Origin of the sequence: Lacinutrix sp. 5H-3-7-4 (genome assembly GCF_000211855.2) — a bacterium.
Lineage (GTDB): Bacteria > Bacteroidota > Bacteroidia > Flavobacteriales > Flavobacteriaceae > Lacinutrix.
This window is the reverse complement of the sequence record NC_015638.1, coordinates 3,003,620-3,029,876: the sequence shown is the minus strand read 5'-3', so window position 1 is coordinate 3,029,876 and position 26,257 is coordinate 3,003,620. Positions and strand designations below refer to the sequence as shown.

27 protein-coding genes, 1 other RNA gene and 1 pseudogene are annotated in these 26,257 nt (G+C 29.8%); 6 read left to right on the top strand and 23 right to left on the bottom strand.

Translation table 11 applies throughout. The features are described 5' to 3' along the window. Nucleotides 1-17: 17 nt before the first annotated feature. The 6 genes from LACAL_RS13620 to LACAL_RS13595 form a co-directional block, all read right to left on the bottom strand. The gene (locus tag LACAL_RS13620; RefSeq protein ID WP_013871338.1) at nucleotides 18-416 is read right to left on the bottom strand and encodes a VOC family protein; all 399 of its coding nucleotides are present in this window, start codon (nucleotides 414-416) and stop codon (nucleotides 18-20) included. 54 nt (nucleotides 417-470) lie between these two features. Continuing rightward, entirely contained in the window at nucleotides 471-899 is a 429-nt protein-coding gene (locus LACAL_RS13615) for a VOC family protein (protein ID WP_013871337.1), read from the bottom strand. A gap of 32 nt (nucleotides 900-931) precedes the next feature. After that, nucleotides 932-2,152, bottom strand: coding sequence for an alpha/beta hydrolase-fold protein (locus LACAL_RS13610; RefSeq protein ID WP_013871336.1), 1,221 nt, complete (start codon nucleotides 2,150-2,152; stop codon nucleotides 932-934). A 228-nt stretch (nucleotides 2,153-2,380) separates the two neighbouring features. Then, the gene (locus LACAL_RS13605; protein WP_013871335.1) at nucleotides 2,381-2,986 is read right to left on the bottom strand and encodes a short chain dehydrogenase; all 606 of its coding nucleotides are present in this window, start codon (nucleotides 2,984-2,986) and stop codon (nucleotides 2,381-2,383) included. A 10-nt stretch (nucleotides 2,987-2,996) separates the two neighbouring features. Continuing rightward, on the bottom strand, nucleotides 2,997-3,266 hold the full coding sequence (locus LACAL_RS13600; protein WP_013871334.1) for a hypothetical protein: 270 nt from the start codon (nucleotides 3,264-3,266) through the stop codon (nucleotides 2,997-2,999). A gap of 44 nt (nucleotides 3,267-3,310) precedes the next feature. Next, a complete protein-coding gene (locus tag LACAL_RS13595; RefSeq protein WP_371200053.1) occupies nucleotides 3,311-3,550 on the bottom strand; it encodes an ArsR/SmtB family transcription factor in 240 nt (79 codons plus the stop codon). A 597-nt stretch (nucleotides 3,551-4,147) separates the two neighbouring features. Here LACAL_RS13595 and LACAL_RS15230 point away from each other — a divergent pair. Continuing rightward, nucleotides 4,148-4,456 (top strand): annotated as a pseudogene (locus LACAL_RS15230) (transposase); the annotation flags it as partial. A gap of 76 nt (nucleotides 4,457-4,532) precedes the next feature. Here the strand turns inward: LACAL_RS15230 and LACAL_RS13585 are convergent. The 13 genes from LACAL_RS13585 to LACAL_RS13525 all read right to left on the bottom strand — a co-directional run bounded on the left by LACAL_RS13585 (nucleotide 4,533) and on the right by LACAL_RS13525 (nucleotide 16,086). Next, a complete protein-coding gene (locus tag LACAL_RS13585; RefSeq protein WP_013871332.1) occupies nucleotides 4,533-5,384 on the bottom strand; it encodes a hypothetical protein in 852 nt (283 codons plus the stop codon). A 343-nt stretch (nucleotides 5,385-5,727) separates the two neighbouring features. Next, nucleotides 5,728-6,549, bottom strand: coding sequence for a hypothetical protein (locus LACAL_RS13580; RefSeq protein ID WP_013871331.1), 822 nt, complete (start codon nucleotides 6,547-6,549; stop codon nucleotides 5,728-5,730). A gap of 152 nt (nucleotides 6,550-6,701) precedes the next feature. Then, nucleotides 6,702-7,514, bottom strand: coding sequence for a metallophosphoesterase (locus LACAL_RS13575; protein ID WP_013871330.1), 813 nt, complete (start codon nucleotides 7,512-7,514; stop codon nucleotides 6,702-6,704). Between the two features lie 126 nt (nucleotides 7,515-7,640). Beyond that, nucleotides 7,641-8,087, bottom strand: a complete 447-nt coding sequence (locus tag LACAL_RS13570) for a UPF0158 family protein (RefSeq protein WP_013871329.1) — start codon at nucleotides 8,085-8,087, stop codon at nucleotides 7,641-7,643. Beyond that, the gene (locus tag LACAL_RS13565; RefSeq protein WP_013871328.1) at nucleotides 8,087-8,536 is read right to left on the bottom strand and encodes a hypothetical protein; all 450 of its coding nucleotides are present in this window, start codon (nucleotides 8,534-8,536) and stop codon (nucleotides 8,087-8,089) included. Before LACAL_RS13565 ends, LACAL_RS13570 begins: the two co-directional genes overlap by 1 nt. 324 nt (nucleotides 8,537-8,860) lie before the next feature. Beyond that, a complete protein-coding gene (locus LACAL_RS13560) occupies nucleotides 8,861-9,940 on the bottom strand; it encodes an NAD(P)/FAD-dependent oxidoreductase (RefSeq protein WP_013871327.1) in 1,080 nt (359 codons plus the stop codon). Between the two features lie 53 nt (nucleotides 9,941-9,993). Further along, a complete protein-coding gene (locus LACAL_RS13555) occupies nucleotides 9,994-10,608 on the bottom strand; it encodes a hypothetical protein (protein ID WP_013871326.1) in 615 nt (204 codons plus the stop codon). An 84-nt stretch (nucleotides 10,609-10,692) separates the two neighbouring features. After that, nucleotides 10,693-10,980 carry a hypothetical protein gene (locus tag LACAL_RS13550; RefSeq protein WP_013871325.1) on the bottom strand — a complete coding sequence of 96 codons (288 nt, stop codon included), beginning with the start codon at nucleotides 10,978-10,980 and terminating at the stop codon, nucleotides 10,693-10,695. A gap of 38 nt (nucleotides 10,981-11,018) precedes the next feature. Next, on the bottom strand, nucleotides 11,019-11,777 hold the full coding sequence (locus tag LACAL_RS13545) for an SDR family NAD(P)-dependent oxidoreductase (RefSeq protein ID WP_013871324.1): 759 nt from the start codon (nucleotides 11,775-11,777) through the stop codon (nucleotides 11,019-11,021). A gap of 83 nt (nucleotides 11,778-11,860) precedes the next feature. Further along, nucleotides 11,861-12,748 (bottom strand): AraC family transcriptional regulator, encoded by an 888-nt coding sequence (locus LACAL_RS13540; protein ID WP_013871323.1) that lies wholly within the window; start codon nucleotides 12,746-12,748, stop codon nucleotides 11,861-11,863. A gap of 191 nt (nucleotides 12,749-12,939) precedes the next feature. Next, complete coding sequence (locus LACAL_RS13535; protein ID WP_013871322.1) at nucleotides 12,940-13,164, bottom strand: hypothetical protein; 225 nt, start codon at nucleotides 13,162-13,164, stop codon at nucleotides 12,940-12,942. A gap of 5 nt (nucleotides 13,165-13,169) precedes the next feature. Beyond that, the gene (locus LACAL_RS15100) at nucleotides 13,170-14,111 is read right to left on the bottom strand and encodes a TIGR02281 family clan AA aspartic protease (RefSeq protein WP_083817726.1); all 942 of its coding nucleotides are present in this window, start codon (nucleotides 14,109-14,111) and stop codon (nucleotides 13,170-13,172) included. 346 nt (nucleotides 14,112-14,457) lie between these two features. Further along, nucleotides 14,458-16,086: a hypothetical protein gene (locus tag LACAL_RS13525; RefSeq protein WP_013871320.1), complete on the bottom strand. Its 1,629-nt coding sequence runs from the start codon at nucleotides 16,084-16,086 to the stop codon at nucleotides 14,458-14,460. Nucleotides 16,087-16,215: 129 nt separating this feature from the next. Between LACAL_RS13525 and LACAL_RS13520 the strand changes: the two genes are divergently transcribed. After that, the gene (locus LACAL_RS13520; RefSeq protein ID WP_237700993.1) at nucleotides 16,216-17,055 is read left to right on the top strand and encodes a tyrosine-type recombinase/integrase; all 840 of its coding nucleotides are present in this window, start codon (nucleotides 16,216-16,218) and stop codon (nucleotides 17,053-17,055) included. On the opposite strand, the gene LACAL_RS13515 is transcribed toward LACAL_RS13520, so the two are convergent. Both LACAL_RS13515 and LACAL_RS13510 read right to left on the bottom strand, forming a co-directional pair. Next, on the bottom strand, nucleotides 17,052-19,511 hold the full coding sequence (locus tag LACAL_RS13515; RefSeq protein WP_013871318.1) for a carboxypeptidase-like regulatory domain-containing protein: 2,460 nt from the start codon (nucleotides 19,509-19,511) through the stop codon (nucleotides 17,052-17,054). The genes LACAL_RS13520 and LACAL_RS13515 overlap by 4 nt on opposite strands. 11 nt (nucleotides 19,512-19,522) lie before the next feature. Further along, the gene (locus LACAL_RS13510) at nucleotides 19,523-21,208 is read right to left on the bottom strand and encodes a M23 family metallopeptidase (protein WP_013871317.1); all 1,686 of its coding nucleotides are present in this window, start codon (nucleotides 21,206-21,208) and stop codon (nucleotides 19,523-19,525) included. Between the two features lie 258 nt (nucleotides 21,209-21,466). Here LACAL_RS13510 and LACAL_RS13505 point away from each other — a divergent pair, with 258 nt between their 5' ends. From LACAL_RS13505 to rny, 4 genes are all read left to right on the top strand, one after another. Next, the gene (locus tag LACAL_RS13505) at nucleotides 21,467-21,757 is read left to right on the top strand and encodes a hypothetical protein (protein ID WP_013871316.1); all 291 of its coding nucleotides are present in this window, start codon (nucleotides 21,467-21,469) and stop codon (nucleotides 21,755-21,757) included. A gap of 15 nt (nucleotides 21,758-21,772) precedes the next feature. Further along, nucleotides 21,773-22,066 (top strand): cell division protein ZapA, encoded by a 294-nt coding sequence (locus LACAL_RS13500; protein WP_013871315.1) that lies wholly within the window; start codon nucleotides 21,773-21,775, stop codon nucleotides 22,064-22,066. Between the two features lie 58 nt (nucleotides 22,067-22,124). Next, nucleotides 22,125-22,263, top strand: a non-coding RNA gene (gene ssrS, locus LACAL_RS15225) — 6S RNA. Nucleotides 22,264-22,333: 70 nt separating this feature from the next. After that, on the top strand, nucleotides 22,334-23,905 hold the full coding sequence (gene rny, locus LACAL_RS13495) for a ribonuclease Y (RefSeq protein WP_013871314.1): 1,572 nt from the start codon (nucleotides 22,334-22,336) through the stop codon (nucleotides 23,903-23,905). Between the two features lie 38 nt (nucleotides 23,906-23,943). Here the strand turns inward: rny and LACAL_RS13490 are convergent, their stop codons facing one another. Both LACAL_RS13490 and xerA read right to left on the bottom strand, forming a co-directional pair. Beyond that, a complete protein-coding gene (locus tag LACAL_RS13490; RefSeq protein ID WP_158306398.1) occupies nucleotides 23,944-25,062 on the bottom strand; it encodes a PAS domain-containing sensor histidine kinase in 1,119 nt (372 codons plus the stop codon). Between the two features lie 144 nt (nucleotides 25,063-25,206). Then, complete coding sequence (gene xerA / locus LACAL_RS13485) at nucleotides 25,207-26,103, bottom strand: site-specific tyrosine recombinase/integron integrase (RefSeq protein WP_013871312.1); 897 nt, start codon at nucleotides 26,101-26,103, stop codon at nucleotides 25,207-25,209. Nucleotides 26,104-26,257 lie beyond the last annotated feature (154 nt).

Sequence of the window (26,257 nt, the reverse complement as noted above, 5' to 3'; positions counted from 1 at the left end):
TATTAAAAACGTTTAATTTACTCTAGATTTAACTGCCAAGAAACTCCAAATTGATCTTCAATAAAGCCAAATTTTTGGCTAAACCCATAATTGTTTAAAGGCATCATAACTTTTCCGTTTTCAGATAGTTTAGTAAATAAGCTTTCAAGTTCTTTTTCATTTTCGCACTCTAAGTAATTTGAAACAGCAGGTGTAAAATTCCAATCATGAATTGGTGGACTATCACTACACATAAATAAATTACCATCTAAATTAAAAGTAGCTTGCATGATTTTACCTTCAGCCATTGGTGCATTTTTTTCCCAACGTTTAAGATTTATAATTTTAGAATTTTTAAATATGTTTATATAAAAATTCATTGCATTTTCTGCGTTTCCGTCTTGAAAAGTAAGTGACCTTATTATTTGATTTTTCATAATAGTTTCGTTTTAAATAATTAAAGTTTTCAATATTCTCTATTCTTAAATATATTAATCAATAAGAATAAATTGCCAAGAAATACCATATTTATCTTCGCACCATCCAAATTTTTCACCAAAACCATAATCTCCTTCGCTATGGTAATTTTTTAATGGAACCATTATTTTACCACCATTTGAAGACAGTTTTGTAAAAAGTGTTTGTATTAAATTATTAGATTTATCAGTTATTAAAATAGATACAGCAGGCGTAAAAGACCAAGCGTGATTATAATTACTTTCAGAAATCATATAATCTGTACCATTTAGTGAAAAGGTAGCATGTTTAATAAGTTCTGGTGTTCCTCCAGCTTCTCCTTTAAAATATTTTTGAATGTTTTTAATTTCCGAATTTGGAAAAATAGAAGTGTATAGGTTTATTGCTTCATGAGCTTTACCGCATTGGTCGCCAACAAATGTTAGAAATGTTGTTGTTTTCATTTATTAAATTTAGTACAAGTTATTTTTTAGCATTATTCTAATTCCTTAAGTTTAGCTTGAGCTTCTTGATTTGCATCTATTTCTAATGCTTTTTTGTAGTTTATAATAGCTTTTGATTTGTTTTTTTGGGATAAGAAATAATTTCCTAAAGCAACAAAGCTTTTTGATTCATTTGAATAGAAACTAGCATTCAGTTCTAAATAAGCCAAGGCTTTTTTAGGTAGATTGTGTCCATCTAACATAAAGAACCCAATTTGGTTTAGTAATTCCCATTCAGGTTTTACTTCTCGCTTCATACGGATACTTAATTTTTTATAATGAGACAGGAATGGTTCTGTTAATTCTTTGGATGAATACTTTTTTGGTGTGTTGAAACGCCACATCTCTGGGAATGGAAACCATGAGAAAATAGACCTTAACCCATTATATTGTGCTGGAACAACAATGCTTCTGTGGTCTTCATTATCAAAGTACTCCCATTTAAAATTAATGTCTTTATTATTTTTTACTAATATATCGTGAAACTTTAAATTGGCTCTAATTTGTTCAGTAGGTATTGTTTTGTCTTTTCTAACTTTAACCGTGTCAATTGCTTTACCAATACTGTTAGCTACTGCTATATATAATGATTTTTCTTTACGATTTCCTCTGTTTAGTAATTTTTGAGTTTCTTTAACTAGATTTTCTTTGTCCCACCAAAGACTTGGATCAATTGCCAAATAATTATCAAAAGAATTTTCGTGATGTAGAAACGTATAAAGAACAAACAAACCTGCTGTAGAATGTCCAATAATTGTGTTATTGTTTTCAGTTGGATATTTGTTATTTATAAATGGTTTTAACTCTTTGTCTATAAATTTTAAAAAATTACTAGCTCCTCCAGAAGTTTTAGATTCTTGTCCACGTTGAAAAGGGACGTTAGTATTTGTGAAATCTCGTGTTCTATCTGTATTTTTAATACCAACTACTATAGAATTAGGTATTTGCCAAGGTAATAATTGTTTTAGCATTCCGGTAAGAACATAGAAGTTTTGAGAGGCATCTAAAACATAAATAACAGGATATAGCTTATTGTTATCAAAATCTTCAGGTATGTGTATCCAAATTTCTCTTTGCTCTTGGAGTGTGTTTGAGTACAAGCTATCAACTTTTCCTATTACTATTTGTTTTTTGTCATTTTCATTAAATTGTGCAGCACCTTGAAAAGATAGTAACAATATAATAATTGAAATTATAATTTTAGACTTCCTCATTTTTTTTGGTAAGGTTTTAGTACACGATTAATAGTATAGGTTAAAATAAAAATTAAAAATAGGATAACACTCAACTCTTTTTATATAGCCTCAAAAATCCTTATATAATATTAATTATGAGGTTTATGCACTAAAGTTAGCAAATAAAATATAGATTAAAATTTCTTGATTACTTTGGAAAGGAGACTAGAAATAATAATTGATTTTATATGTTTTTGTTAACTGGCTTTATTGGTTGTAAATTCTAATTATTTCGCCATTTCCTTTTCCGTTTACACTTCTTACATATCCGTTAATTACTTTTTTCATTGGTATTGGATTGTGTCCTGGGAAATAATCTTTGTATTTGTCGTAAGCATCTTCTACCATTCCAGAAGAAACAACATTTAGTCTAATTCCGTTTTCAATTTCAAGTGCAACAGCTTGCACAAAACTATGAATGCCTCCATTTACCATTGCAGCACTTGCAGTTTTTATAACTGGGTCATCTGCTAAAATTCCTGTTGACAATGTAATTGAGCCATTAGGGTTTAAATAATTTTGCCCAATGCGTACAAGGTTTACTTGGCCCATTAATTTACTTTTTAAGCCTATATAATAGTCGTCTTCGGTAAGTTCGTTAAAATATGCCCATTTGGCTTCACCAGCGATACAAATTATAGCGTCTACTTTGCCAATTTTATCAAACATTAATTGTATTGAACTACTATTGGCTATATCGACATTTACATCTCCATTGGTTCGTCCAGCGATTAAAATTTCGTTCTTTTCTTTAAAATGTGAAACAACAGTTTTGCCTATTGTTCCGTTTCCTCCAATTATTAAAATTTTCATTGTTTTAATTTTAAGTTAAACATTTAGTCTTGTTACATTTCTCTTTTTTATTTCTTGACTTATATATTGTTAAGGTTGCAATAACACTCCAAAGTAAATTAGTTACAAATGGTGGAATTGCATTATAGTAATAACAATTTATGGCTATTAAAAGTCCTCCTAGCAAGTTTAAATACTTACCATAATCTAAATACTTTTTATTTTCAATAAGGGTTAGGGCATAGGCAAGGATTATTAATCCTGAACCAGACCAACCTAAAATGTCAATTAATAATTTCATAGTTTGTTACATTGAGAAATATCGATATGTTTTAGTAAATTTTTTTATGTTAGAAAATTGGTAAACTGTTTAATTATCTTTTCGTTTCTTTTTAAATAAGACCATTTACCGTGTCTTGTTGAGATTAGTAGCCCACACTTTTCCATATTACTTAGATAAGTAGAAATGGTTGATTGTGATAACCCTGTTTTTTCATGAATATAGGTAACGCAAACACCATCATCAAAGTGTTTTAATGTCTCGTGTGGTGGGAAATGTTTCTCTGGTTCTTTAAGCCATTCCAATATCTGAAACCTTGTTTGGTTTGATAAACATTTGCCAATTTCTGTCGCTATTTTTAAATTCATAATATAAATATATCTATAATTACCGATATATAAAAATGATAGTGTAATTTTATTTGAAACAAGGTGCTTTTTGAACTTGTTACTAATGGTTATATCTATGAATAGTTGCAGGTTTTAAGCACTAGAGTTGGCAAATAAAAAAGGTAGAGAATTTGGAAGATTTTTGTAAGTAGGCTAGAACTAGTAATAAATTATATACGGCTTAAGTTTGTAATTCACTAAATTTAAATATTAATTAGAAAGAACAAAAGAGAGCATTAAGGTTACTTTATACGGTGAAGCTTTAGACTTCGATAACATTGATAATCCGCTCTCTTTTTCTACTTAAACTTTGTTCAGTTCTGTGAGACCTAGATCTCGTTTTCAAGTTGTTGAAATGTGAGTAGCATTTGTTCTTTCCAAAATTCAGTTCTTATGACTAAAGATAGAAAAATTTATGGTATCGACATTAGTAAATCTGTATTTGATATATACAGTAAAGCAAAAGGTCACGTTCAATTAAAAAATGATGAATCTGGATTTAAAAAGTTTTAAAGCGCATCACAGCTTTGTAGTTATGTAGGTATTACTCCAACCATTCAGGAATTAGGAAGTAGTGTGCGAGGACGAAGTCGCATAAGTAAAGTAGGTAATAAAAAACTTAGAAATTTATTGTTTTTAGCAGCCTTTTCATCCTATAAATAAAACAAATCTTGTAAAGCATTATTTGACAGAATAGTAGCCAAAGGAAAGAGTAAAAAACTAGCATTAATAGCAGTAGCAAATAAGCTATTAAAACAAGCCTTTGCTATTACAAAAAGTGGGTTGCCTTATGATGAAAACTTTGTTTCAAAATTAGCTTAAAATTGCTTGTTTTTTAACTCAGTCTTTTATTGGGCTTAGTGATTTATATAAAAGACGAATATTTTTTATTTGCAGATTAATTCTTTTCTTTTTTTAACTTATTAAGAAAGTTTGGAATATCTAATAGGACACTCGTTATTTTCATGTTTTTCGAATCATACAACACAAGATTTAAATTTTTAAGAAAGTTAATTTTCGGTTCAATTCTACTAAGTTCATTAACTTCAATATTATATTCGTCTAGTTTAATTTTTAAATTTTTAGCTGCATCACTTATTTCATTTTCTTCAACTCCAATATTCAATAGTAGAGATTTAATCTTATTAATTCCCTCATTTTCTTTTGATATGTGATCAGATATATTTTTAAGTATTAAATCAGAGTTTTTTTGAATATCAACATTTGTTAAGTTTGAATTACGTATAAAGTTCTTTGTCAGAACTTTTGTTAGAGCATCAGCATATCCATCCATATTAAAATGAATATCATAATTACCAAATTCAGTTTTTACTCTGACATCAATCTTTGAAGCCTTTTTAAGTATTTCTAAAAAATTTATTAAGGATATATTTTTGACATAATCAGTCTTAAAAGATTTAAGAAAGATTGTTTTTCCATCTGAAGAAATATTAATATTTCCTACGTAATAAATGACTTTAGGTTCAATGTTAGGTAGGAATAAAATACTATGCATAGTACCTTCTTGAGAGAATCCACTATTTTTAATGTGAAAATTTAGTGTTTTTTCATTCCAGACATTAACATTCAATAATGGATTAACATAAGGATAGTTATCTGAAAGACCTTGGATGCTTGCTGATTTAAATTCTCCATCAAATGCATTATTACCAACATAATATTGCCAGTCTTGACTATAACTAAATATTGGAGCAAGAAGTATTAAAATAAGTTTAAAAATTCGTTTCATAAAGGTTTTCATAAATAATATCGATGCTGTTTAATAATTATCAAGCCCAACAGTCTCGTATAGCCGTCAGTTATGGGTTAATATACGTTAATTTTCGGTTTAGGACTGACTTTAGTAATTCCGAGTGGATTCGGACGTAGTCGAATCCGCCGTAATTGCGGTTATACATTGTTGTGTGTAGTTTTTTATTCATTGTTTATTAAATCTTTACGTGTTAACGTAGGATTTTGTTGCGTGGTCAATTAACTAATTTAGAAAAAATTACAGATATAAAGTTCACTATGACTTTAGTAATTAGGCTAGAACTTGCCATTAATTATACTCGATGTTGTATAACGCTATCTTAATATTCGATTTTTCTTTCCCATACTAAACTTAGTTCTCCATTTGAATACTCTTTTTTTGTTATCCAATTTCCTTGTTTGTCATATTTATATTCCCAATTGTACCATTGCATTTGTATTTCATCTTTATCGTACAAATATTGTGTTAAGATATTGTTTCGCTCATCATAAGTAGAAATAAATTTTGTGTAATCACCATTAGATTTGAACAATTCGGATATTACTTCATTTCCATTTGAATCATAAATGTAAGTTTGAGTTGTGTTACTTCCATATGATTCGTAAATTATTTTTTGTGTCATTTCATTATTAGAATTATATTCTAATACTGTTGTAGAGACCTTATTTGATTCTGGTATGCCTCCAATTTTTGATATTACATTTCCGTTTATATCATACTTATTTTTCTGTAAATAAAATAATTTATTTTTGCTGTTATAATTTTTTAACTCTATTTCATTTCCGTTATCATCTAATGTATAAATATAATATTGTTTCAAGTTACCTTCTGAATCGCAGGTTGTTTTTTTTAATTGTTTTCCACTTTCGTCTTTTTGAGTTTTTGTAACTCTATAAATATTACCTCTGCGATCGTATATACCATACTCAATTATTTTTTCATTGTCATCATAGACTTCATACCTCTCGAGAAGTTCTCCTTTAAATGCAGAATTTCGTGGCGTTTCTGGAGTCTTTTTTACGCTGTATGATGCCTGAATAATTTTCTTGATTTTCAAACTCTTTTCCACACTTTGAGCACAAATAATAGAAGTTGAGCAAAACAATGCTAATGTTAATAAAAATATGTTTTTGGTTTTCATTTTTTTTGATGTTGTAAAACGTTTTTGTGTATGTTTTTGTTGTGTGTTTAAACACTAAAGTTAGCAAATAAATCACAAATAGAAAGTCTGCGAGGACTTTCGTAAGTAGTTTATAATTAGCAATAAAATATATGCATTGTTGCCAGTAGTTTTTATATTTCCATTTCTACCATTTCCGCTCTTGCTCCAAATCGGATTGGTAAAATACTTGTTCCTATTCCTTTTGATATGTACATTTTCGGTTCGGTTTCTTTATACCATCCCTTTAAATATTTTCCACTTCCTTGAGGTTTAAAAGGAACAATTCCTAAAAATGTAATTTGTCCTCCGTGAGTATGTCCAGAAAGTACTAAATCAATATTTAAAATTCCTTTTTGTTTTGTTATTATATCTCTGTATTCAGGACAATGTGATAAAACAATATTGGTTTCAGTTTCTTTTAGGCTTTCAAGCGCTTTTCCAAAATCAGCGTTTCCACCAACAAAATCGTCAATTCCGATTATTGATATTTCTCGATTTTTTATTGAAATTGATCTATTCTCGTTTATCAGTAATTCACAATTATTTTTTGAATAGATGTTTTTAAGTTCTGTCAGATTTACATTTCCCCAATATTCCCAATTTCCAGTTATTGCATACTTTTTAATCGAATTATCAATTAATTCAAGGAATTTATTCAGAGACTTTATTTTTTCTGTTTTGTCAACAGAATCTCCTGTTATAAATATTAAATCAGGTTTTATAGAATTTATTTTTTTCGCAATAGATTTGTGAAAGTATCTTAATTGGTCAAAATGCAAATCCGAAATCTGAATGATTTTTATTTTGTCTTTTTCGGATTTAGAGATGTCAAAATAATTCCAGTCAATTACATATTTTTCAAACCAAAACGAATCCAAAAGAACTAATCCAATTGAGGCTAAAATTCCTCTTTTAATAAATTTTCTTCTAGTTAAGTTCGTCATTTCTCAAATTACTGGCAACGGTCTAGTGTATGATTTCGTTACGTGTTTAAACACTAAAGTTAGCAAATAAATCACAGATAGAAAGTCCGAGAGGACTTTCGTAAGTAAGCTAGAACTAGCCATTAATTATACACGTTGTTGTGCGCTGGCTTTTCCGATGTCTAATTGATTTTCTACTATTTTTTCCAACTCACTTTTCTTAAATTCAAACCAACTTTGTCTAAATTCAGAATGGTCGATTTTATGCTTAAAATTCTGAAATGGCTTTTTATTTGCTAAAGTATTTACTAATTCCGACTTTAGATTTTGGTCAGATAAATGCTCAACAAAAAGCTCCATAATTTTAAAGGACTCAAAGCTTTCTAATGCCTCAAATTTTATAAAATCCGTTTTATGTTTTTCTACTTTTTCTATACTTTCACTAAAAGCCTCTTTAAATTTATCCTCGTCCGAAAATTGTGAAAAATTTGGGATTGCAACAATTTCGTCAGTTTTAGAATTGTAATAACAGTGAAATCCGCAATCCAATTCTTGCGCTATTTCCTTTATTATTTCTGAATGTCTTTTTTTCATTAGATTGCTCTTCTCGGATATTGTTCAACTTGTTTTTCTAATTCCTTTACAATTAGTTTTAATTCGCTGTTGTTAAAAACGCAATCTACAAAATAATCTTTATCATCATCTGCACTTTGTGGTCGATATTCCAAGTCAAATATTATTCTGATATGCTTTTCTTCTAAATTCATTTTCGTCAGTACAAATTCCAAGTTTGGTTCCATAAAAACAAGTGAATCAGAATCAGTTTCTATATTATTCGAGAGTTTTTCAAACCAATCTTTAATGTCTTTTAAATCTCCAACTAAAAGTGATGGGTCAACTGTTTGCCAATTTCCACAATCACTTTTTACTTTTAAATAAACCAACAACCAATTAGAATCATATTCACAATTCGTTATTTCAGGAAACTGATAATTCGTTATCCTAAATTCAACAGATTGGTTGTTAATTCCTTTAAATATCATTCGATTACGATGGTTTTTTCAGCTTGCGCACAACCCGACGAGGGTTATGAGTTGTTTAGAACTGTAAGATATTGCAAATATCTGTAAGTTTAAAATAACTCAGGCGAAGCCCTCGTCGGGTTATTGTTAATGCAAGCGTAGCGCAGCATTAACAATAACGGTTTTGTGTATGAAATGTAGCGTATAAATAAACGCAAACTTTTCGGATTTAGCACGAGCCGAATTTTTTATTTTTATGTTTAATTTTCTTTAATAAATATAACCAAATAAAAAAAATGGCGTACTTTGTAAATATACAAAAACCTCACGGAAAGCCTATAATAGCTATGTTTTATACACGGTGTTGGTGGTATGTGGTTTTATTTTTCTTGCTATTTTTAAAGCAGAAATAACTGCACCTTCCATATATCCTCCAAATTCTTTAGCTGTTTCTGTTCCTGAAAATAATAATTTTCCATTCATATAACTATCTTGTAATGATGGGTGTCCATTGTTTTGATGTGGTCTTTGTATTATTTGATTTTCACACAATACAAATTCGTCTGTCCAAATTTTGTCAAAATAAGTAATAGAATTTGATGCTTCTTTTCCTAACATTTCCGCTAAGTGTTTTAATACTAATTCCCTTCTTACGTCTTGAGGATAAGACACGGCTCCACCATTTAAAAATCCTGTAAAGCCAAATTTATTTTCTTCAAAATTAGAGTGATCGTACATTTCTGAAATAATTCCTGAGTGACTGTACAGCATTCCGGAATATCCTTTATTTCTCCAAAAAGGTACTTCATATTCTAATACAAATTTTATAGCACCTGCCATCCAAGTTTGAACACTTGGCAATAGTTCAGAAATAGCATTAGGTAATTCTGGTGAAAACTTAATTTTTAAACCTACTAATTGTGGTGGCAAACATAGTATAACTTTATCGGCATAAAGTTTTTCTCCATTGGAAGTTTGAACTATTATTTCGCCATCGAATTCAGTAATACCAACAACTTTTGTATTCAGGCGAATATTTTCAGAAGGCAATTTTTGAGCTAATGTATCGATAAGCTTTTGTGTTCCATCTTTTAAACGGTAGGAAGGGTTTTCAGATTCAGGAACAAAAAACTGTTGCGGTGGTTCAAATGATTTGGTTTGAAATAATGAAGTTCCTTTTGAATACTGTGGGTATTTTTCTAAGCCCAATTCATCTATAAGCGACAATAAATTTTGGTGCATATCCGAAAACCAAGTTGCACCCAACTCTAAAGGTGTTTCTAATGCTCCTTTTATGGTTTGAATTCTTCCGCCAACTCTTGAAGAGGCTTCTAAAATTTTTGATTCTATTCCCCTTTTTGATAATAAATAAGCTAACGTTAATCCGCTTAAGCCACCACCTATAATTATAATTCGTTCTTTCATTATTCTGTTTTAAGAAAAAAGCTATTGTAAAAATACAATAGCTTTTATTTATATTATTGAGGTCTGCTTGAAAAGATTAACCAATTTACACAAGCTAATATACAGGTGTTTGCAATACCTAAATATACAATTGGCCAACTAAAACCAAACCAATAAAGTATCGGAATCCAATAGGTGAATATACTCCAAACCGACGACATACATATTGGACATTGTATAATGGGTTTTCTTAAGTATTTATTCACTTTATACTGTGTATATTCTTTGTGAAACTGTATTCCAGTTTCCGATAAGGTTATCACAATATTTGGGTCAATACGTTTTATACGTTCGTTTAGCAAATTCATAAACGCTACAAAATCACTATCCTTTCGTGTTAAGAGTATTTCATTAGTAGAGGTTTTAAAATCTATTTCTGGTAGTTGTACACGTAATTTTTTAACAAGTGCTTCCAAAAAATCGGCTTTATAAAACACGATATCTTTGGTAGATTTCATAACCCTTTTTTTAAATGGATATAAAATCATTTCACTATCATAATCCTTTCCGTTAGGCATTTTTTCTGTTCCGCCTTTTGCCGAAATCCAAACTCCAACCATAAATAACGATTCTATAAAAAGGTAACCTATAGCTGCTAATATGGTATAAAAATAAAAACTTGCTTCCATAATTTTGAATGTTTTAAAGATGAAAAAGAAGCTTTATTTTAAACCAATAAAGCTTCTTTTGTAAAACTAATAACCTGCTTTTAATTAAGCTACTGTATAGATTCTTACCTCAGGATTATCCTGTAAATACGGTTTCAAACCAGTTACCACATCGTTTGTAAATAAGGCTGTTGTTAAATAGTTTTGAGCATCTTCTTTGGTTTTAAAACCATGTAACACTTGTACATCTTCATCTATAATTAAAAGTTCTTTGGATGTTGCTCCTGTAATAGTTTCTAAAAAAGGTGCTTTGTATTTGCTGTATACACCTGCTGCGTTTGCTCTGTCTGAATCGTTTATTTTAAGACTAATTTCTAAATATGCTTTTGTCATTTTAATTTATTTTAATTGTTATTATTTTAATGCTTCACTTAATTTCTTCCTGCCATTACACCACCATCAATATCCCAAATTGCACCTGTAACCCAAGCACTATCTTCACCTAAAAGAAAGTCTATAGTTTTGGCAATATCTTGTGATGTTCCTACGCGACCAATGGGATGAAAATCGTTAAAACCTTGTAAAGTTTCTGCAATTTTATCTTCCTCTATAAACGAACCATAAATTGGTGTTACAACCACTGCAGGCGATACAGCGTTTACTCGAATATTACTTTCTGCAAGCTCCATTGCTAAATGTTGTGTTAAGCTGTGTAAACCTGCTTTAGCCATAGAATATGCCGAAGATGGTGTGGCTTTTATAGCTTGTTTTGCCCACATTGATCCAATATTTACAATAGAACCACTACCATTAGTAGCCATTACTTTTGCTACTTCTTGTGTGATAAAGAAAAACGCTTTGTTGAAATTATGGTAAATATCATAATCCGCTTCTGTGTGTTCTAAAAAAGGTTTCGGACTAAAATAGCCAGCAGAATTTACTAGATATTTTAAATTAGGTAGGTTTTTAGATATATTTGAAGCAAATGTTTTTACCGCTTCCATATCCAATAAATCAACCGCTTTGGTGTTAATAGTACCAAAAGCTGCTAATTCTGTTTTGGCAGTGTCTAGATTTTTATTTGCTCTACCAACAATAGTAACTTCAATACCTTTTTCAAGTAAAAGTTGTGCTGTAGCTTTACCCATTCCGGTAGTTCCGCCAATTATAAGTGCTTGTGTTTTTTCCATGATATACTTTTTTTAATTACACAGCAAAGTTCAGGATAACTCGAGTGGTATACGATGGACAAAAACGAAAAGGAATGGTACTTTTAGGAAACGGATTTTCTAAAGCCTAAAGGCGAGAGGTTTGTGTGTTTTTTAAAGTATTTTACAAAATACGATGGATCGTCAAAACCTAAACGATAGCCAATTTGATTCACGTTTAATTCGGAATACAATAACAAACGTTGCGCTTCTAATACAATACGTTCTTGTATCATTTGCGATGGTGTTTTATTTAATTGCTGATTGGTAAGATCTGACAATGTTCTGGAAGATATAAATAACAGTTTAGCATATTCGGAAACCGAAAGTCCTTTGGTGTAATTTTCGTCTATAAGATTAATAAACTTTATAAGCTGTACTTTTTTGTCGTCAAATACAGTATTAGTTTGTTCTTCGGTTTGCTCACAGGCTTGTTTTACACGTTGTATTTGAATAAGAAAGGCTTTTAAATACGACTTTAGTAATTCTTCTTTACCAAATTGGTCAGGATTACTAAACTCACGTTTTATTTGCGCAATATACTCTTCAAATATAATAGCAGTTGGCTTTTTTAAAGCACAAAGTGGTTGTAGGTACGGATTATTAAAAAGATTACACTTTAAAAAAAAGTCGGTTTCATTGTCTTTTTGTACAATAAAGGTCTCATTAAAATGCAATAAAATACCTTCGTAATTAGTATTGTCATCAAAATAATGCACTTGGTTTTTAGCGACAAACAATATGGTGTTATCAGTAACATCATGCGCTTCAAAATCTATAAAATGTTTTCCGTTGCCTTGCTTAAACCATATCACTTGGTAATAACTATGTATGTGTGGTTTGGTAGTATGGCCTTTATGTTTGGTAATGTATTTGTTTAAATCGTGTATGGCTAATTGAGGCTTATCTGGCTGATGCCTGTTTAAATGATATTCAATTATTTTATTTGACATTTAATTTAATTTTCCTTGAGTTTTTCGGTTAATTCTGCCATTACCACCAACGTGTTTGTATATGATTTGTTGCGTTGTTTAAGCAATTAATTTAGTAAATAATTACCGACCAAGAAAGTCCGCGAGGACTTTCGTAAGTAGGCGAGAAGCCAGCAATAAATTATATACGGTGTTGGCAAATCGTTTTTTTTTCAGATTAAATATTTTGAATCATTTCCTAAAATATTTCTTATTTCCGAATAGGTTTTGTCAGTCGTATTTTCAGTAATGTCAAATTGATTGTAAGTTGAAACATAGTCAAAAATCAATTGACCATTCAAATCCGCAAGTAATTCAGGTGCTATTTTTCTAAATTCCTCAAACTGCTCTGGTTTTTCCTCCATTGGTAAAAAACCTTTAAATATCAATTCAGCCATTTTTATTAAAATTTTTCTATCTTTTTTTCGTTGGTCATTTCTTTTAAGTAACCAAATGATTTTTTTATTCGTTCACGAAGATTTTCCTCGTCAATTGCTCTTTTTAAATTGATAACATAATAGCTTTCCTTTTCCGAGCTTTTATTCTCTTTACCCATAAAATAGGAAATACTTTCTTTTACAATTTTATGATTGTCATTTTTGATATAAATGAATAAAATGTAACCTCTTTTATCTTCTGTTTCCCATTCGTAACCTCTATCTTTAAATTCAATACTTCCGATTTCTTTTACTGGAATGTAAGTAACAGACTTTTCGGTTATTCCTTTATCTTTCCCATATAAGTAGAAATCTTGATGAACTTTTATGTAGTATTCGCTGTTCACTTTTTCAAAAAACAATTCGTATTCCGCTTTTATTTTTCCGTTAATTTGAAATTTTTGAATTTTGTCATTCAGCCAACTAATTGTTTCTTCAATTTCTTTTTCTACATTTTTTGATGTTACTTTATTTTCATTGTGAACGATAAGTTTGTTTTTTTCAATAGTTATTTTTCCTAATCGTGATAAAACAGATTGTCCAAGTAAAAGAGGTGAATTCAGTTCGTGAACTACTGTCGCAGTTACATTTTCTAAAATCAAACCTTGAATTTCAATTGTTTTAAGGTTGATTTTAGTTCCCTCAAGAGTTTTTCCGTTTGCAATTTTGTAATTCACATTTCCAATAACATCTTCGTCTGTTATTAAACCTTGTTTTATAAGAAAAAGAGCTTCTGTTGAAGAAATTGACACATTTGATGCTCCTGTGTCAAATATAAAATCCATTGGGATTCCATTAATTTTACATTCAAGTTTGTAAACTCCTTTATATTCCTCCATTTCAATAATGGTTTGAGAGTATGTCTTAAAAGAAAAAAGTAGAAGTATTAATAATGTCGTAATTCTCATTGATTTTCGTTTGTCTTAAATGTTTGCCAACCCGACGAGGGTTATGAGTTGTTTTGAACTGTAAGATATTGCAAATATCTGTAAGTTTAAAATAACTTATAACCAGAGTTATTGTTCAGTGCGTAGCGAAGCTACTGCGGTGAGCAATAACTCGGGCGAAGCCCTCGTCGGGTTATTGTTAATGCAAGCGTAGCGCAGCATTAACAATAACGTTATTGTGTATGATTAGTGGCGTGTTTAAGCACCTAATTTAATAAATAATTACTGAATAGAAAATCCGCGAGGATTTTGTAAGTAGGCGAGAACCAGCCATTAATTATACACGGTGTTATATTGCGTTTTTTAATCAAACTTTCTTTCCGAATTTCCTAAATGCACTCACGAATTGATAATAGCACCAACCGATTAGAATTCTTGAACAGAAAGAAATGAAATAATTCATTCCTGATAATTCTTGTCCTAAATTATTTTCTATTAACTGGCTTAATCTATGAGTTGGATTTGCTAATGCATATAAATTTTTCCATTTATTTAGAACAAAATTTGTCGTTTCGCAAATACTTTCCCAAAATGAACCAAAGCCATTCCAACCAAATGAATATGGGGCTTTTGGTAATGCTAATGTGTAAGTTATATATAAACTAAATAGAATAACCAAAAAACAGAAAAATGAATGCGTAATTGAGGTTCCGTGTTTGTTGGAAATATTATTTAAGAATAAGATGAATTTATCTTGACTACTTAGTTTTTTGCTTTGTCGAATTGCTTCGTACATTTTTCGGTGCATTTGCAAAGCTTGAATTTGGTCAGATTGATTTGCTAGAGCAACTTTTAATTGCTTATAATTTTCATATTGATTATTAAAATATTCAGATTCTTTTTCTAAAGGGTAATGAATGTTTTCCAAAGCTTCAATAGAATTCGGAAATTCTGTGGCAGAAAATTTGGTGTTTTCTAATGTTGTTCTGTAAAAGCTAACTATGTCGAAGCTATTTAATCGCACTTTGTTGAACCAAGTGTTCGATAAATCTGAATTTTTAATTTCTAATTTACTGTCTTCTTTTGTAGCTTGAAAATCGTAAAGTAATAGTTTTGCACTGCTAAATTTATCAATAAATAGACGATTACAAGTTGTATGCTTAATATCAATAATTGTGTTCGAATCTCCATTAAGTGATAGACCGTTTAATATGCAATTAGAAATCTTTATATTTTTAGTAATATCAGATTCTAGTCTAATTGAAACTGAAATATCTAGTTCTTTTAGTTCACTTTCTTTTAAGTAGTATTTAGCTTCTTTTAATGATTTATCTTCATTTTTTATTCGTTTAATTCCGTTTTCAGATGATTTTTTGAATTCAACAGAAATTTCTTGGGTATTGGATATATGAAATCTTGTTTTGTGTGAAAATATCTTATTTAGTGAATCTCTTTTTTTTATTAGTTTATTAACTTTTCGCAAATTATAATTCTCGATGAAAAGATTATCGTCAGCATAATAAATAAACAATTTGGATTTGGGATTATTATTAATAAATACAGAGCCAAAGCAATTTCGAATTGTGATAATTCTAACTGAAGAGTTTGTTATTAATAATCTTTCTAGAATTAGACTTTTAAAAAAAGATGCATTAGTGAAATCACATTTATCTAACCCTAAATCTCGAATTAGACAAGTATTAAAATATAAAAAGAGCTTTTGTTTTTGTTTATTGGATTTGATTTCATTTTTCTCTTTGTTCTCTTCAATGATACAGTCCTCAAACATCAAATCCAATTCAGATATTTTGGTTTGAGTAAGGTCAATCATAAATACAATTCCTTGTCTAAATATACATTTTTGGAATACGACTTTTTTCTTTTCGAGTACAACATTTTCTGTATAGGTAATATTAACTACAGAAGTAAAATCAATATTAGAAATTGTTTCTTCATTTCCATTTAGATTTATAAGTGCTCTATTGGATTCTGTCATTCAGTTCTGGTGTTCGTTTAAATGCAATATAACAATTGTATATACCAAACATAATCATTTTGTACCGGTTAGCAAACTAATTTGTAGGAATATACCAACTTTTGTTAAAGTTTGTATATATTTGATTTTATGGCAGATATCGCAACTTTTTTAGACTTTCAGAAGCTTTTAAAAATTAAAAGATATAGTGAAAATAGTATAAATACTTATTTAGGTTTAATAAAATCGTTTCATAAATATGTTGGTTTTCAAATAGATTTAATAAGTCTTGAAAACAAACAATTACTTGCTATTATTATACAAATTGTTCATGATAAAAACCTTGCTTATACTACTCACAAACAACTGTGTGCGGCATTAAAACTTTTTTATAGAGAAATGTATAGTAGAGATATAGATTTTTCACCGGTTTATCCCACCAGGCGTCCAAGCCCGTTACCCAATATTATTTCTACTAAAGAGGTTAAGGCTATTTCAGAAAGTCATAATAATATTAAACATAAAGCTATGCTTACAGCCATTTATGCGTTGGGCTTAAGAAGTGGCGAATTAATTAATATTAAAATTGAAGATATAAATAGTGATAGAAATCAAATTTTTATTCGCTCTGGCAAAGGTAGAAAGGATCGCGTTTTACCATTGCCTAATTCTCTAAGGGTTTTATTTAGAGAGTATTACTTACAATATAGGCCTAAAAACTATTTGTTTTGTGGTAGAAATGGAGATAAATATGCTCCAGAAAGCTTGCGTAAAGTGTTTAAAATGGCCGTATTTAAAGCTGGAATAAATAAACAAATTACATTACATAGTTTGCGCCATGCGTATGCCACACATTTAATGGATAGAGGTACAGATGTTAGAATTATAAAAGAGTTACTTGGTCACAGTTCTATTAAAACCACACTTATTTATACACATGTGACACAAAAAACTTTAGAAAACATACCAAGTCCAATAGATTTTCTTTAAAACCTAGAAGTTAATCGAACATTAAATACTCTGGGTGTTAGATAATTTGGTATTGCATATTGACGTTTACTATAAACATCACGCACCCATGTGTTGGTAATTGAATTTTGGTTATTAAATACATTAAAAATTTCGAAACCTAAACTTAACGATTTAAAAGGTTTTTTCCAGCCGCTATTAAATTGTTTGTTTTCATCTACTAAAACAAATTGAAAACCAATATCTGCACGTCTATAATCTGGCAATCTGTTTTGGTAATCGTAAGGATCTGCATAACTTGGAGAACCACCTGGTAATCCTGTATTATAAACAAGGTTTAAATACATTTTAAAGTTTGGTAAATTTGGTACATAATCTTGAAATAAAGCAGCAAATTTTAAACGTTGATCTGTTGGTCTAGCAATATAACCACGGTCGTTAATATTTTCTTCGGTTTTTAAATATCCAAAACTAAACCAACTCTCGGTTCCTGGAACAAACTCTCCGTTTAAACGCATATCTAAACCATAAGCATAAGCTTTCGCATTATTATTTGCTGCATAGCGTATTCTTACATTTTCAACAGTATATGGGTTGACGTCTGATAGTTTTTTGTAATACGCCTCAGTAGTTAATTTAAATGGGCGATCCCACATTTTAAAACTATAATCGTTTCCTAATACTAAGTGTATAGATTTTTGTGCTTTTACGTTTAATTGTACGTCGCCATTTGCGTCTCGTAATTCTCTGTAAAATGGAGGCTGAAAGTATAAACCACCACTTACTCTAAAAAGCATATCTTTTTCCCAATTTGGTTTTATTGCAAATTGTGCTCTTGGGCTTATTACTGTTTGAAAATCACCACTAACTCCATTGTTTTTTACTTGCCAGTTATGGGCACGAACTCCTGCATTATACCAAACATCTGCATCGCCAATTGTACTGCGTTTACTCCATTGTAAATAGGCTTGTATCCTATTAATTTGTGTGTTGTTTCGCGACTGTACATTTGTAAATGCAGTTAATGGAAACTCGTCTGGTGCATATGGCTCATCATTAAATCCTGCGCCTGGAGGATTTACAGAGAATCCTGCCGAATCTATAACTTCCCATTCTATTAAACGGTCTCGAATATCTTCATTTGTATATTTAACAGACCATTTTATCTCGTTGTCTTCTACTGTTGCAGTTCCTTTATGCTCTATTGTTGTTATTAAAGCATCTAAATCATTTCTACCATGACTTAATTGACTGCCTATACCTTCAGAAAATTCTACTTCACCTAAATCTTCATCTCCAATATTACTGTTTACTTCTCCTAAACGGTATTGTGCTAAAATATCAAAATGTTCTTCTTCTGTAGTGTGATATGTAGAAGCTACTAAATTTAAATTAACATTATCATTTAAATTATAACGTGCTTGTAATGCTCCAAAAAGTGTTTGGTAACTGTCACGCTCTTGGCCTTGATAAACCACTAATAAAGCTAGTGGGTTTTCTAGTGTTCCAAAATTTGTTTGTCTTGTTTGTGGCTCGTAACGGTATTTATTTAACGAGGCATTACCTAAAAAACTTAACTCAAACTTATCTGTAAACTTATAGGTTAAATAAGTTTGTGCATCTATAAAAGTAGGGTCGTAGTTGGTTTCTGTTTCTTTTGCATCTACAAGTAAACTGTTATCTCTATAACGTACACCTGTAATGGATGTGAATTTTGAATCTTTACTTGCTGTTTCTAAAGTAAGGCTTCCTCCTAATAAACTTAAATCTAAAGCGACACCAAAATCTACGGGTTTTTTATATGTAATATCTAAAACTGAAGATAGTTTGTCTCCATATTTGGCTTGAAATCCTCCTGCTGAAAAATCTACATTTTGTACCATGTCGCTGTTTACAAAACTTAAACCTTCTTGTTGTCCAGACCTAACTAAAAATGGTCTGTAAATTTCAATACCATTTACATATACAAGGTTTTCATCAAAATTACCACCACGTACATTATACTGTGTGCTTAACTCATTATTACCACTTACTCCTGGTAAGGTTTTTAAAATATTTTCTACACCAGCTTGTGCACCAGGAATTTTTCTAATAACTGCTGGAGCTATTGTTGTAACGCCTTCAACATCTTTACGTTTTTTTCCGCTAATAACTACTGTAGAAATTTGCTCAACATCAATTTTCATTACTGGATTAAACTCAAAAACCTCTCCGTTTTTTAAATTTACTTTAATGGCTACTTTTTTATGCGATACGTGAGAGTAGTTTATAGAAACCTCTGTATTATTTTCTATTTTTAATTCGTAAAAGCCATCACGATTTGTGGTAGTTCCACTTGTATTAGCTTTAATATTTACACCTTCTATAGGTGTGTTGTTTTCGTTTAAAATAACGCCGGTAACTGTTGCAGATTGTGCCAGAGCAAAAAAGGGCAGAAGCAAGGCAGTAAAATAAAATAGAATGGTTTTTTTAGTCAAGGTAGCAAGTATTATTTTCTATAAAAAATCGTTTCAAATGTAGTGCTATTTCCAACATTATCTGTAACAATTACTTTTAAATTGTTTTTGGTTTCGGTACTTACAGCATCATTAAAATCGTAAGTTAATGTTTTTCTTTTGTAATCATATTCCATTAAAATCCATTTACCATTAATAGTAGCGCGGTAATTAGAGATACCAGTAATTTTATCTTCAATTTTTAATTTTAAAAAGCGGTATTTACTTAGCCAAGATCCGTTTTTAAATTTTAAAGGTTTTATGGTTGGTGCAATGGTATCTCTTGCTAAAACGTAGGTACCTAAATCTTTAGTACGTGTACTTAAAATATTTCCTTTTCTTTTTGTTGAAGAATAGCTTGGCCAGTTATTCCAACCTACTAATTCTGCAATATAAAGCTGGTCTGTGTTTTCTTCTTTATAATTTGAAATATCATAACTTATTGTAAAATTCTTTTTTACAGGAATTGTTGGTTTATGAAGTGTTAGTGTATCATTATTAACACTAAAATCTATAAAAAAATCATCATAGAAGGTGTCTTTATAAAATTTAACTTTAATGTTTCCTTCTTCTAATTCGGCTTCAAGATCGTGTTGAATGTAATGTTGTAAAACCTTTTCTTCTTCTACATCTTTTGGAGGTATATTTAAACCTTGAATATCTATTACTATTGTTGTTTCATTACCTTTAAAATCGTTTATTTTTACTTTATAAACAGAAGCAGTCTCGTCTATAATTGAAACATAACCATCGTCTATAATATTATTATATAAACTTAATGGATTGTTAGGTTGTAAAAACAACTTTTGCAGTCTTTGCTTTTTTGTTTTGTAATGCTCGTAATCTATTAAGCGGTTTAGGTGTTTGGTTTCTGCAAAAGAAAAACGCCTAAAATCTATTTCAAAATTTTCAACTCCGTTATAAAAGGTTTTAATATTATAAACACCATTTTTATTAGCTGCTAAATCTTGTCTGTCTATAGTTTGCACTGCAAAACCAATTTTTCCAAAAGCTTTTAAATTTTTAATTTTATAATCGCCGTTAGCTTGTGGTATTAAACGTAATTTTTGTTTTTTATTAGACCCATTAATATGTGATTTTTCGCCAATAGGATAAGCATAAACATTAGTTACTATTGGTTTTTTTGTGTCTTTAATATCATAACCAAAAAGCATTGGGTTTATAGGGCGTTCTGCATTATCACGAATTTCGAAATGTAAATGTGGCCCAGAAGAACTTCCTGTGTTTCCGCTATAAGCAATAATATCTCCTTTTTTAATTTTAAGTTGATTTGGAGTTGGAAAAAGTTCTATTTCAAAAGATTCTTTTTCATATTGTTTCGATTTAATATATTTTTCTATTTCTGGTCCAAATTTTTGCAAGTGTGCATAAACACTAGTGTAACCATTTGGGTGTGTTATATATAATGCTTTTCCATAACCAAAATGAGCTACTTTAATTCTACTTACATAACCATCTGCAATGCCGTAAACTTTTAAACCTTCTACGCGTTTTGTTTTAATATCTAACCCAGAGTGAAAATGATTAGAACGTAACTCTGCAAAAGTTCCTGCTAATACAATTGGAATATCTAAAGGAGATCTAAAATAATCTTGAGGGTAACCGTTTTGAGATAAAACAGGCATACTTAATAGCATTAAAAAAAGGAGTATGCGCATAAATTAAAAATTGAATGTTTAAAAGTTTATTGAAGCGTAATTGCTAAAATATACATTTGATAACAATTATACCAAACGAATTTTAAATGTTTATATGTTAAAGTAAGTAACAAACAAACATTACGCCATTGTGTTGATTATGAGAGTGCAATATTTAATGAATTATATAAGAAGTTTAAAATTAAAAATTTATGCTAAAACAATTGTAAAATAGGTTGTGTTCTGTTAACTTTGTAAGATAAGTATTGATATTAGTAAATGAGTAATATTGAAGCAATTGTAGATGCTCTTGAGAATAAAATTAGCAAAGTTTTAGATAAACAACGCCTTTTAGAAGCGGCTAACAATAAATTATCGCAAGAATTAGAACAATCTCAATCTACTATTCAAAACCAAGAAAATGAAATTTTAACTTGGAAAGAAAAGTACGAAACACTTAAAATGGCTAATACAATACTTGGCAGTGACGATGATAAAAGAGAAACAAAACTCAAAATAAACGCATTAATAAGAGAAATAGACCATTGTATAGGTCAATTATCTGAATAATGCCAAATAGTATATATGGCCGAAACGCTTAAAATAAAGCTTTCAATAGCGAATAGAGTATATCCTTTAACTATTCCGCCTAGTCAGGAAGAAGGATTAAGAAAAGCCGCTAAAAATATAGATGCTATGATAAAACAGTTTGAGCAAAGTTATTCTGTAAGAGATAAACAAGATGTATTAGCCATGTGTGCATTACAATTTGCCTCTCAAGTAGAACAAAAAAGCTTAGACAAAGAACATGTTAACGAGCACGTAGAAGAAAAGTTAAAAGCTTTAAATACAGTGTTGCAAGAGCATTTAAGTTCTTAAAAAAACGTTCATATAAATAAAATTAGGTTACTGCCTACATTAATTATCTTTTTGATAAACTCAACGTTAATTCTTTTAAAAAGGGTGAGTTTAAGTTGTAAAAGCGTGCTGCTAATGGTTTTACTGAATTTTTTCAGTATCCATTTGGGCAGATACTTGATCAGCTTGTTAACCCTAAACTTGTTTTTAAGGAGTTTATACAAAACAAAATTAGTGTAGGCTTTTTTTTTGTAACCAAAACAAATAACAATCAAAACTAACTAAAAAATGGATAATATAATTTTAATTGTTGCAGGTGTTGCCATAGGCGCCATAATTGGCTTTGTTATTGCCAAGGTGATGGAAAAAAATAATGCCTCAAAATTGATAAAAAATGCAAAAAAATCTGCTTCGTCAATTATTAGAGAAGCTAATAATGAAGGAGAAAGCATAAAAAAAGATAAAATACTTCAAGCAAAAGAAAAATTTATAGAGCTTAAAGCTGAACATGAAAAAGTGATACTTTCTCGTGATAAAAAAATTGCTGATGCTGAAAAACGTACTCGTGATAAAGAGTCTCAAGTTTCTAACGAGTTATCTAAAAACCGAAAACTAAACGCTTCTATTGAAGCAAAAGATAAAGACTTTAATCATAAACTAGACATACTTGATAAAAAACAGGAAGAGTTAGATAAACTTCATAAAAATCAAGTAGAACAACTAGAAGTAATCTCAAGCCTATCTGCCGAAGAAGCAAAATCTCAATTAGTAGAATCTTTAAAGAGTGAAGCTAAAAGTGATGCTATGGCTTACGTACAAGATACAATAGAAGAAGCTAAATTAACAGCGCAACAAGAGGCTAAAAAAATAATAATTAACACAATACAACGTATTGGTACAGAAGAGGCTGTAGATAACTGTGTATCTGTATTTAATATTGAAAGTGACGATGTTAAAGGTAGAATAATTGGTAGAGAAGGACGTAACATTAGAGCCATTGAAGCTGCTACTGGTGTAGAAATTATTGTAGATGATACACCTGAAGCTATTATTTTATCTTGTTTTGATTCTGTTAGACGTGAAATTGCACGTTTATCGCTTCATAAACTGGTAACAGATGGTAGAATACATCCAGCAAGAATTGAAGAGGTTGTTAAGAAAACACAAAAACAAATAGAACAAGAAATTATAGAAGTTGGTAAACGTACAGTTATAGATTTAGGTATTCATGGTCTACATCCAGAACTTATTAAAATGGTTGGTAGAATGAAGTATCGTTCATCTTACGGTCAAAACTTACTACAACACTCACGTGAAGTTGCTAAGCTTTGTGGCATAATGGCTGCAGAGTTAGGTTTAAATTCTAAATTAGCTAAGCGTGCTGGTTTATTACATGATATTGGTAAGGTGCCAGACGCAGAGGCAGATATGGAAACACCTCACGCTATTTTGGGTATGCAATGGGCAGAAAAGTATGGTGAAAAGCCTGAGGTTTGTAATGCTATTGGTGCGCACCATGACGAAATAGAAATGAATTCTCTTTTATCTCCAGTAATACAGGTTTGTGATGCTATTTCTGGAGCAAGACCAGGAGCAAGACGCCAGGTTTTAGATTCGTACATACAACGTTTAAAAGATTTAGAAGATGTTGCATTTGGATTTAATGGAGTTAAAAAAGCATATGCTATTCAAGCTGGTAGAGAATTACGTGTTATTGTAGAAAGTGAAAAGGTAAACGACCAAAATGCCGCAGATTTATCGTTTAATATCTCACAAAAAATCCAGACAGATATGACTTATCCAGGACAAGTTAAAGTAACAGTTATTAGAGAAACACGTGCTGTTAATATTGCTAAATAAAATTTAAAAAATAGAGTATAAAAAAATCCAGTTAATTATTAACTGGATTTTTTGTTTTTTAGGCTGATTTTAAAAGTTGTGCCAACGTTTACTTCACTTTCTATACTAATTTTTCCACCTATACTTTCAATTTGACTCTTTACTAAATATAAACCAACACCTTCAGCATTATCATTATAATGAAATGTTTTATAGAGGCCAAAAACATCTTTTCCAAATTTCTTTAAATCAATACCACGACCATTATCTTTAAAGTAAAGGTTAATAAAATCGCCTTCAATTTTAGAAATAATATGAATTATAGGATCACGTTCTGGATGTTTATATTTTATGGCATTAGAAAGTAAGTTTAAAATTATACTTTCTAAATAGGCAGAATGATAACTAATATTTAATTGTGGACTTACATTGTTTATTACTGTAGCATTACTTTCAATAATAATAATTTCTAATAATTTTAAAGTGTCTTCAATAAAACTATTAACATTAAGTGACTGTATGTTTTTATTCTTTTTAGATTGTACAGAAACTATTTCGTTTAGATTTTGAATAGTTCTATCTAATGAACTAGAAACACTTTTTAAATGACAAATAATTTCTTCTTTTTCGTTTACAGAGTTTGCCTCATCATAAAAGTCTAATAAGTTTTCAAAATTACTAGAGTATTGTTTTAGGTTGTGAGTAACAATATGCGCAAAGTTTTTTAATTTGTTATTTTGCTCTGTTGCTATTGTTAGAGCATTATCTACTTTTGTTTGATTTTTAACTTGAGTGGTAATATCTATATGTGTACCAACAAAATGTATGTAACCATCTGTAGTATGGTCGTTAATAATTTGTCCTTGATCTAAAATCCATTTATAACTACCATCTTCACAACGTATGCGATGCTTATTCACATACATTTTTGTTTTACCTTCTATGTGGTTTTTATAATCACTAAAATATGTTTCTTTATCATCTTTGTGTACGCGATTATTCCAATCGTCAATATTGTTTCCAAAGGTGTGATCATTTTCTAAACCTATTAAGGCTTTAGATGCTTTAGAGAAATATACTCTGTTTCTTTTTTCATTAAAATTCCAAACTCCTATTTTAGAGATTCCAAGCGCGGCTTGTAACATTTCTAAATTAGATTCAGGTGTATCAATATCCATTAAAAATTGGGTCTTAGTATTAGGCATAGTACGACTTATACATAGTTTTTAAGGGAGAACAAAACAGTGTATTATAGATAGTTATCTACAAATATATGTAAAATAAGTATTACAAATACTTCTTATATAGATAAAAAAAGTGCGTTATTGCCTTGGGTGATAACTTTGCATAACATCTTTTAAGTGACTTTTATCAACATGCATATAAATTTCTGTAGTTGTTATACTTTCATGACCAAGCATTAATTGTATGGCTCGCAAATCGGCTCCGTTTTCTAATAAATGCGTAGCAAAAGAATGACGAAATGTATGTGGAGAGATTGTTTTGCCTAAGTTAATTTTGATAGCTAAACTTTTAACTATAGTAAAAATCATGGCTCTTGTAAGCTGTTTTCCTCTTCGGTTTAAAAAAAGTGTGTCTTTATATTCGCTAGGTATAACCATATGGTTCCTTACTTCGTTTCTATAAATATTTATAAATTTTTGTGTAGCAGGAACAATAGGTACAAACCTTTGTTTATCTCCTTTACCAGTTACTTTTATATAACCTTCGTCGAAAAATAAATCTGAAATTTTTAAATGTGTTAATTCGCTTACACGTAAACCACAACCATATAAAAGTTCAAGAATACAGCGGTTTCTTTCGCCTTGTGGCGTACTTAAATCTACAGCACTTATAAGGTTGTTAATTTCTTGTTCGCTTAAAGTATCTGGAAGTTTTCGACCTATTTTAGGAGCATCTATAGTATCTAGAGGATTATCAAATCTATAATCTTCGAAAACTAAATAGTTAAAAAAGCCTTTAAGCCCAGATATTAACCGGGATTGCGACCTAGAATTAATTGTTTTAGAAATGGCATAAATAAATTCTTGAATGGTTTGCTTTTGTATGTTTACAGGAGAGCTAACAATATTATTCTCTTCAAGGTGTTTTATAAGTTTTTTTACATCAAAACTGTAGTTGTCTATAGAATTATTAGACAAACCACGTTCTATCTTTAAATACAGCTTATAATCGTTTAAAGCATTAGTCCAATTCATGGTTTAAAAATACTATTTAATTGCTAACTACAAATTATTATTATTTAAATCACCAATTATAAATGTATTATTAAAATATGGTTACTTTTTTATATAATTAGTAATGGAATTAAAAAAAATGCATAATTTAGTTTCGTTAATCAATTAAATTTAA

Excerpts from the sequence above, each read along its gene's own strand:
- LACAL_RS13620 (WP_013871338.1), bottom strand. The coding sequence starts at position 416 with ATGAAAAATCAAATAATAAGGTCACTTACTTTTCAAGACGGAAACGCA.
- LACAL_RS13615 (WP_013871337.1), bottom strand. The coding sequence starts at position 899 with ATGAAAACAACAACATTTCTAACATTTGTTGGCGACCAATGCGGTAAA.
- LACAL_RS13610 (WP_013871336.1), bottom strand. The coding sequence starts at position 2,152 with ATGAGGAAGTCTAAAATTATAATTTCAATTATTATATTGTTACTATCT.
- LACAL_RS13605 (WP_013871335.1), bottom strand. The coding sequence starts at position 2,986 with ATGAAAATTTTAATAATTGGAGGAAACGGAACAATAGGCAAAACTGTT.
- LACAL_RS13600 (WP_013871334.1), bottom strand. The coding sequence starts at position 3,266 with ATGAAATTATTAATTGACATTTTAGGTTGGTCTGGTTCAGGATTAATA.
- LACAL_RS13585 (WP_013871332.1), bottom strand. The coding sequence starts at position 5,384 with ATGAAACGAATTTTTAAACTTATTTTAATACTTCTTGCTCCAATATTT.
- LACAL_RS13580 (WP_013871331.1), bottom strand. The coding sequence starts at position 6,549 with ATGAAAACCAAAAACATATTTTTATTAACATTAGCATTGTTTTGCTCA.
- LACAL_RS13575 (WP_013871330.1), bottom strand. The coding sequence starts at position 7,514 with ATGACGAACTTAACTAGAAGAAAATTTATTAAAAGAGGAATTTTAGCC.
- LACAL_RS13570 (WP_013871329.1), bottom strand. The coding sequence starts at position 8,087 with ATGAAAAAAAGACATTCAGAAATAATAAAGGAAATAGCGCAAGAATTG.
- LACAL_RS13565 (WP_013871328.1), bottom strand. The coding sequence starts at position 8,536 with ATGATATTTAAAGGAATTAACAACCAATCTGTTGAATTTAGGATAACG.
- LACAL_RS13560 (WP_013871327.1), bottom strand. The coding sequence starts at position 9,940 with ATGAAAGAACGAATTATAATTATAGGTGGTGGCTTAAGCGGATTAACG.
- LACAL_RS13555 (WP_013871326.1), bottom strand. The coding sequence starts at position 10,608 with ATGGAAGCAAGTTTTTATTTTTATACCATATTAGCAGCTATAGGTTAC.
- LACAL_RS13550 (WP_013871325.1), bottom strand. The coding sequence starts at position 10,980 with ATGACAAAAGCATATTTAGAAATTAGTCTTAAAATAAACGATTCAGAC.
- LACAL_RS13545 (WP_013871324.1), bottom strand. The coding sequence starts at position 11,777 with ATGGAAAAAACACAAGCACTTATAATTGGCGGAACTACCGGAATGGGT.
- LACAL_RS13540 (WP_013871323.1), bottom strand. The coding sequence starts at position 12,748 with ATGTCAAATAAAATAATTGAATATCATTTAAACAGGCATCAGCCAGAT.
- LACAL_RS13535 (WP_013871322.1), bottom strand. The coding sequence starts at position 13,164 with ATGGCTGAATTGATATTTAAAGGTTTTTTACCAATGGAGGAAAAACCA.
- LACAL_RS15100 (WP_083817726.1), bottom strand. The coding sequence starts at position 14,111 with ATGAGAATTACGACATTATTAATACTTCTACTTTTTTCTTTTAAGACA.
- LACAL_RS13525 (WP_013871320.1), bottom strand. The coding sequence starts at position 16,086 with ATGACAGAATCCAATAGAGCACTTATAAATCTAAATGGAAATGAAGAA.
- LACAL_RS13520 (WP_237700993.1), top strand. The coding sequence starts at position 16,216 with ATGGCAGATATCGCAACTTTTTTAGACTTTCAGAAGCTTTTAAAAATT.
- LACAL_RS13510 (WP_013871317.1), bottom strand. The coding sequence starts at position 21,208 with ATGCGCATACTCCTTTTTTTAATGCTATTAAGTATGCCTGTTTTATCT.
- LACAL_RS13505 (WP_013871316.1), top strand. The coding sequence starts at position 21,467 with ATGAGTAATATTGAAGCAATTGTAGATGCTCTTGAGAATAAAATTAGC.
- LACAL_RS13500 (WP_013871315.1), top strand. The coding sequence starts at position 21,773 with ATGGCCGAAACGCTTAAAATAAAGCTTTCAATAGCGAATAGAGTATAT.
- rny (WP_013871314.1), top strand. The coding sequence starts at position 22,334 with ATGGATAATATAATTTTAATTGTTGCAGGTGTTGCCATAGGCGCCATA.
- LACAL_RS13490 (WP_158306398.1), bottom strand. The coding sequence starts at position 25,062 with ATGGATATTGATACACCTGAATCTAATTTAGAAATGTTACAAGCCGCG.
- xerA (WP_013871312.1), bottom strand. The coding sequence starts at position 26,103 with ATGAATTGGACTAATGCTTTAAACGATTATAAGCTGTATTTAAAGATA.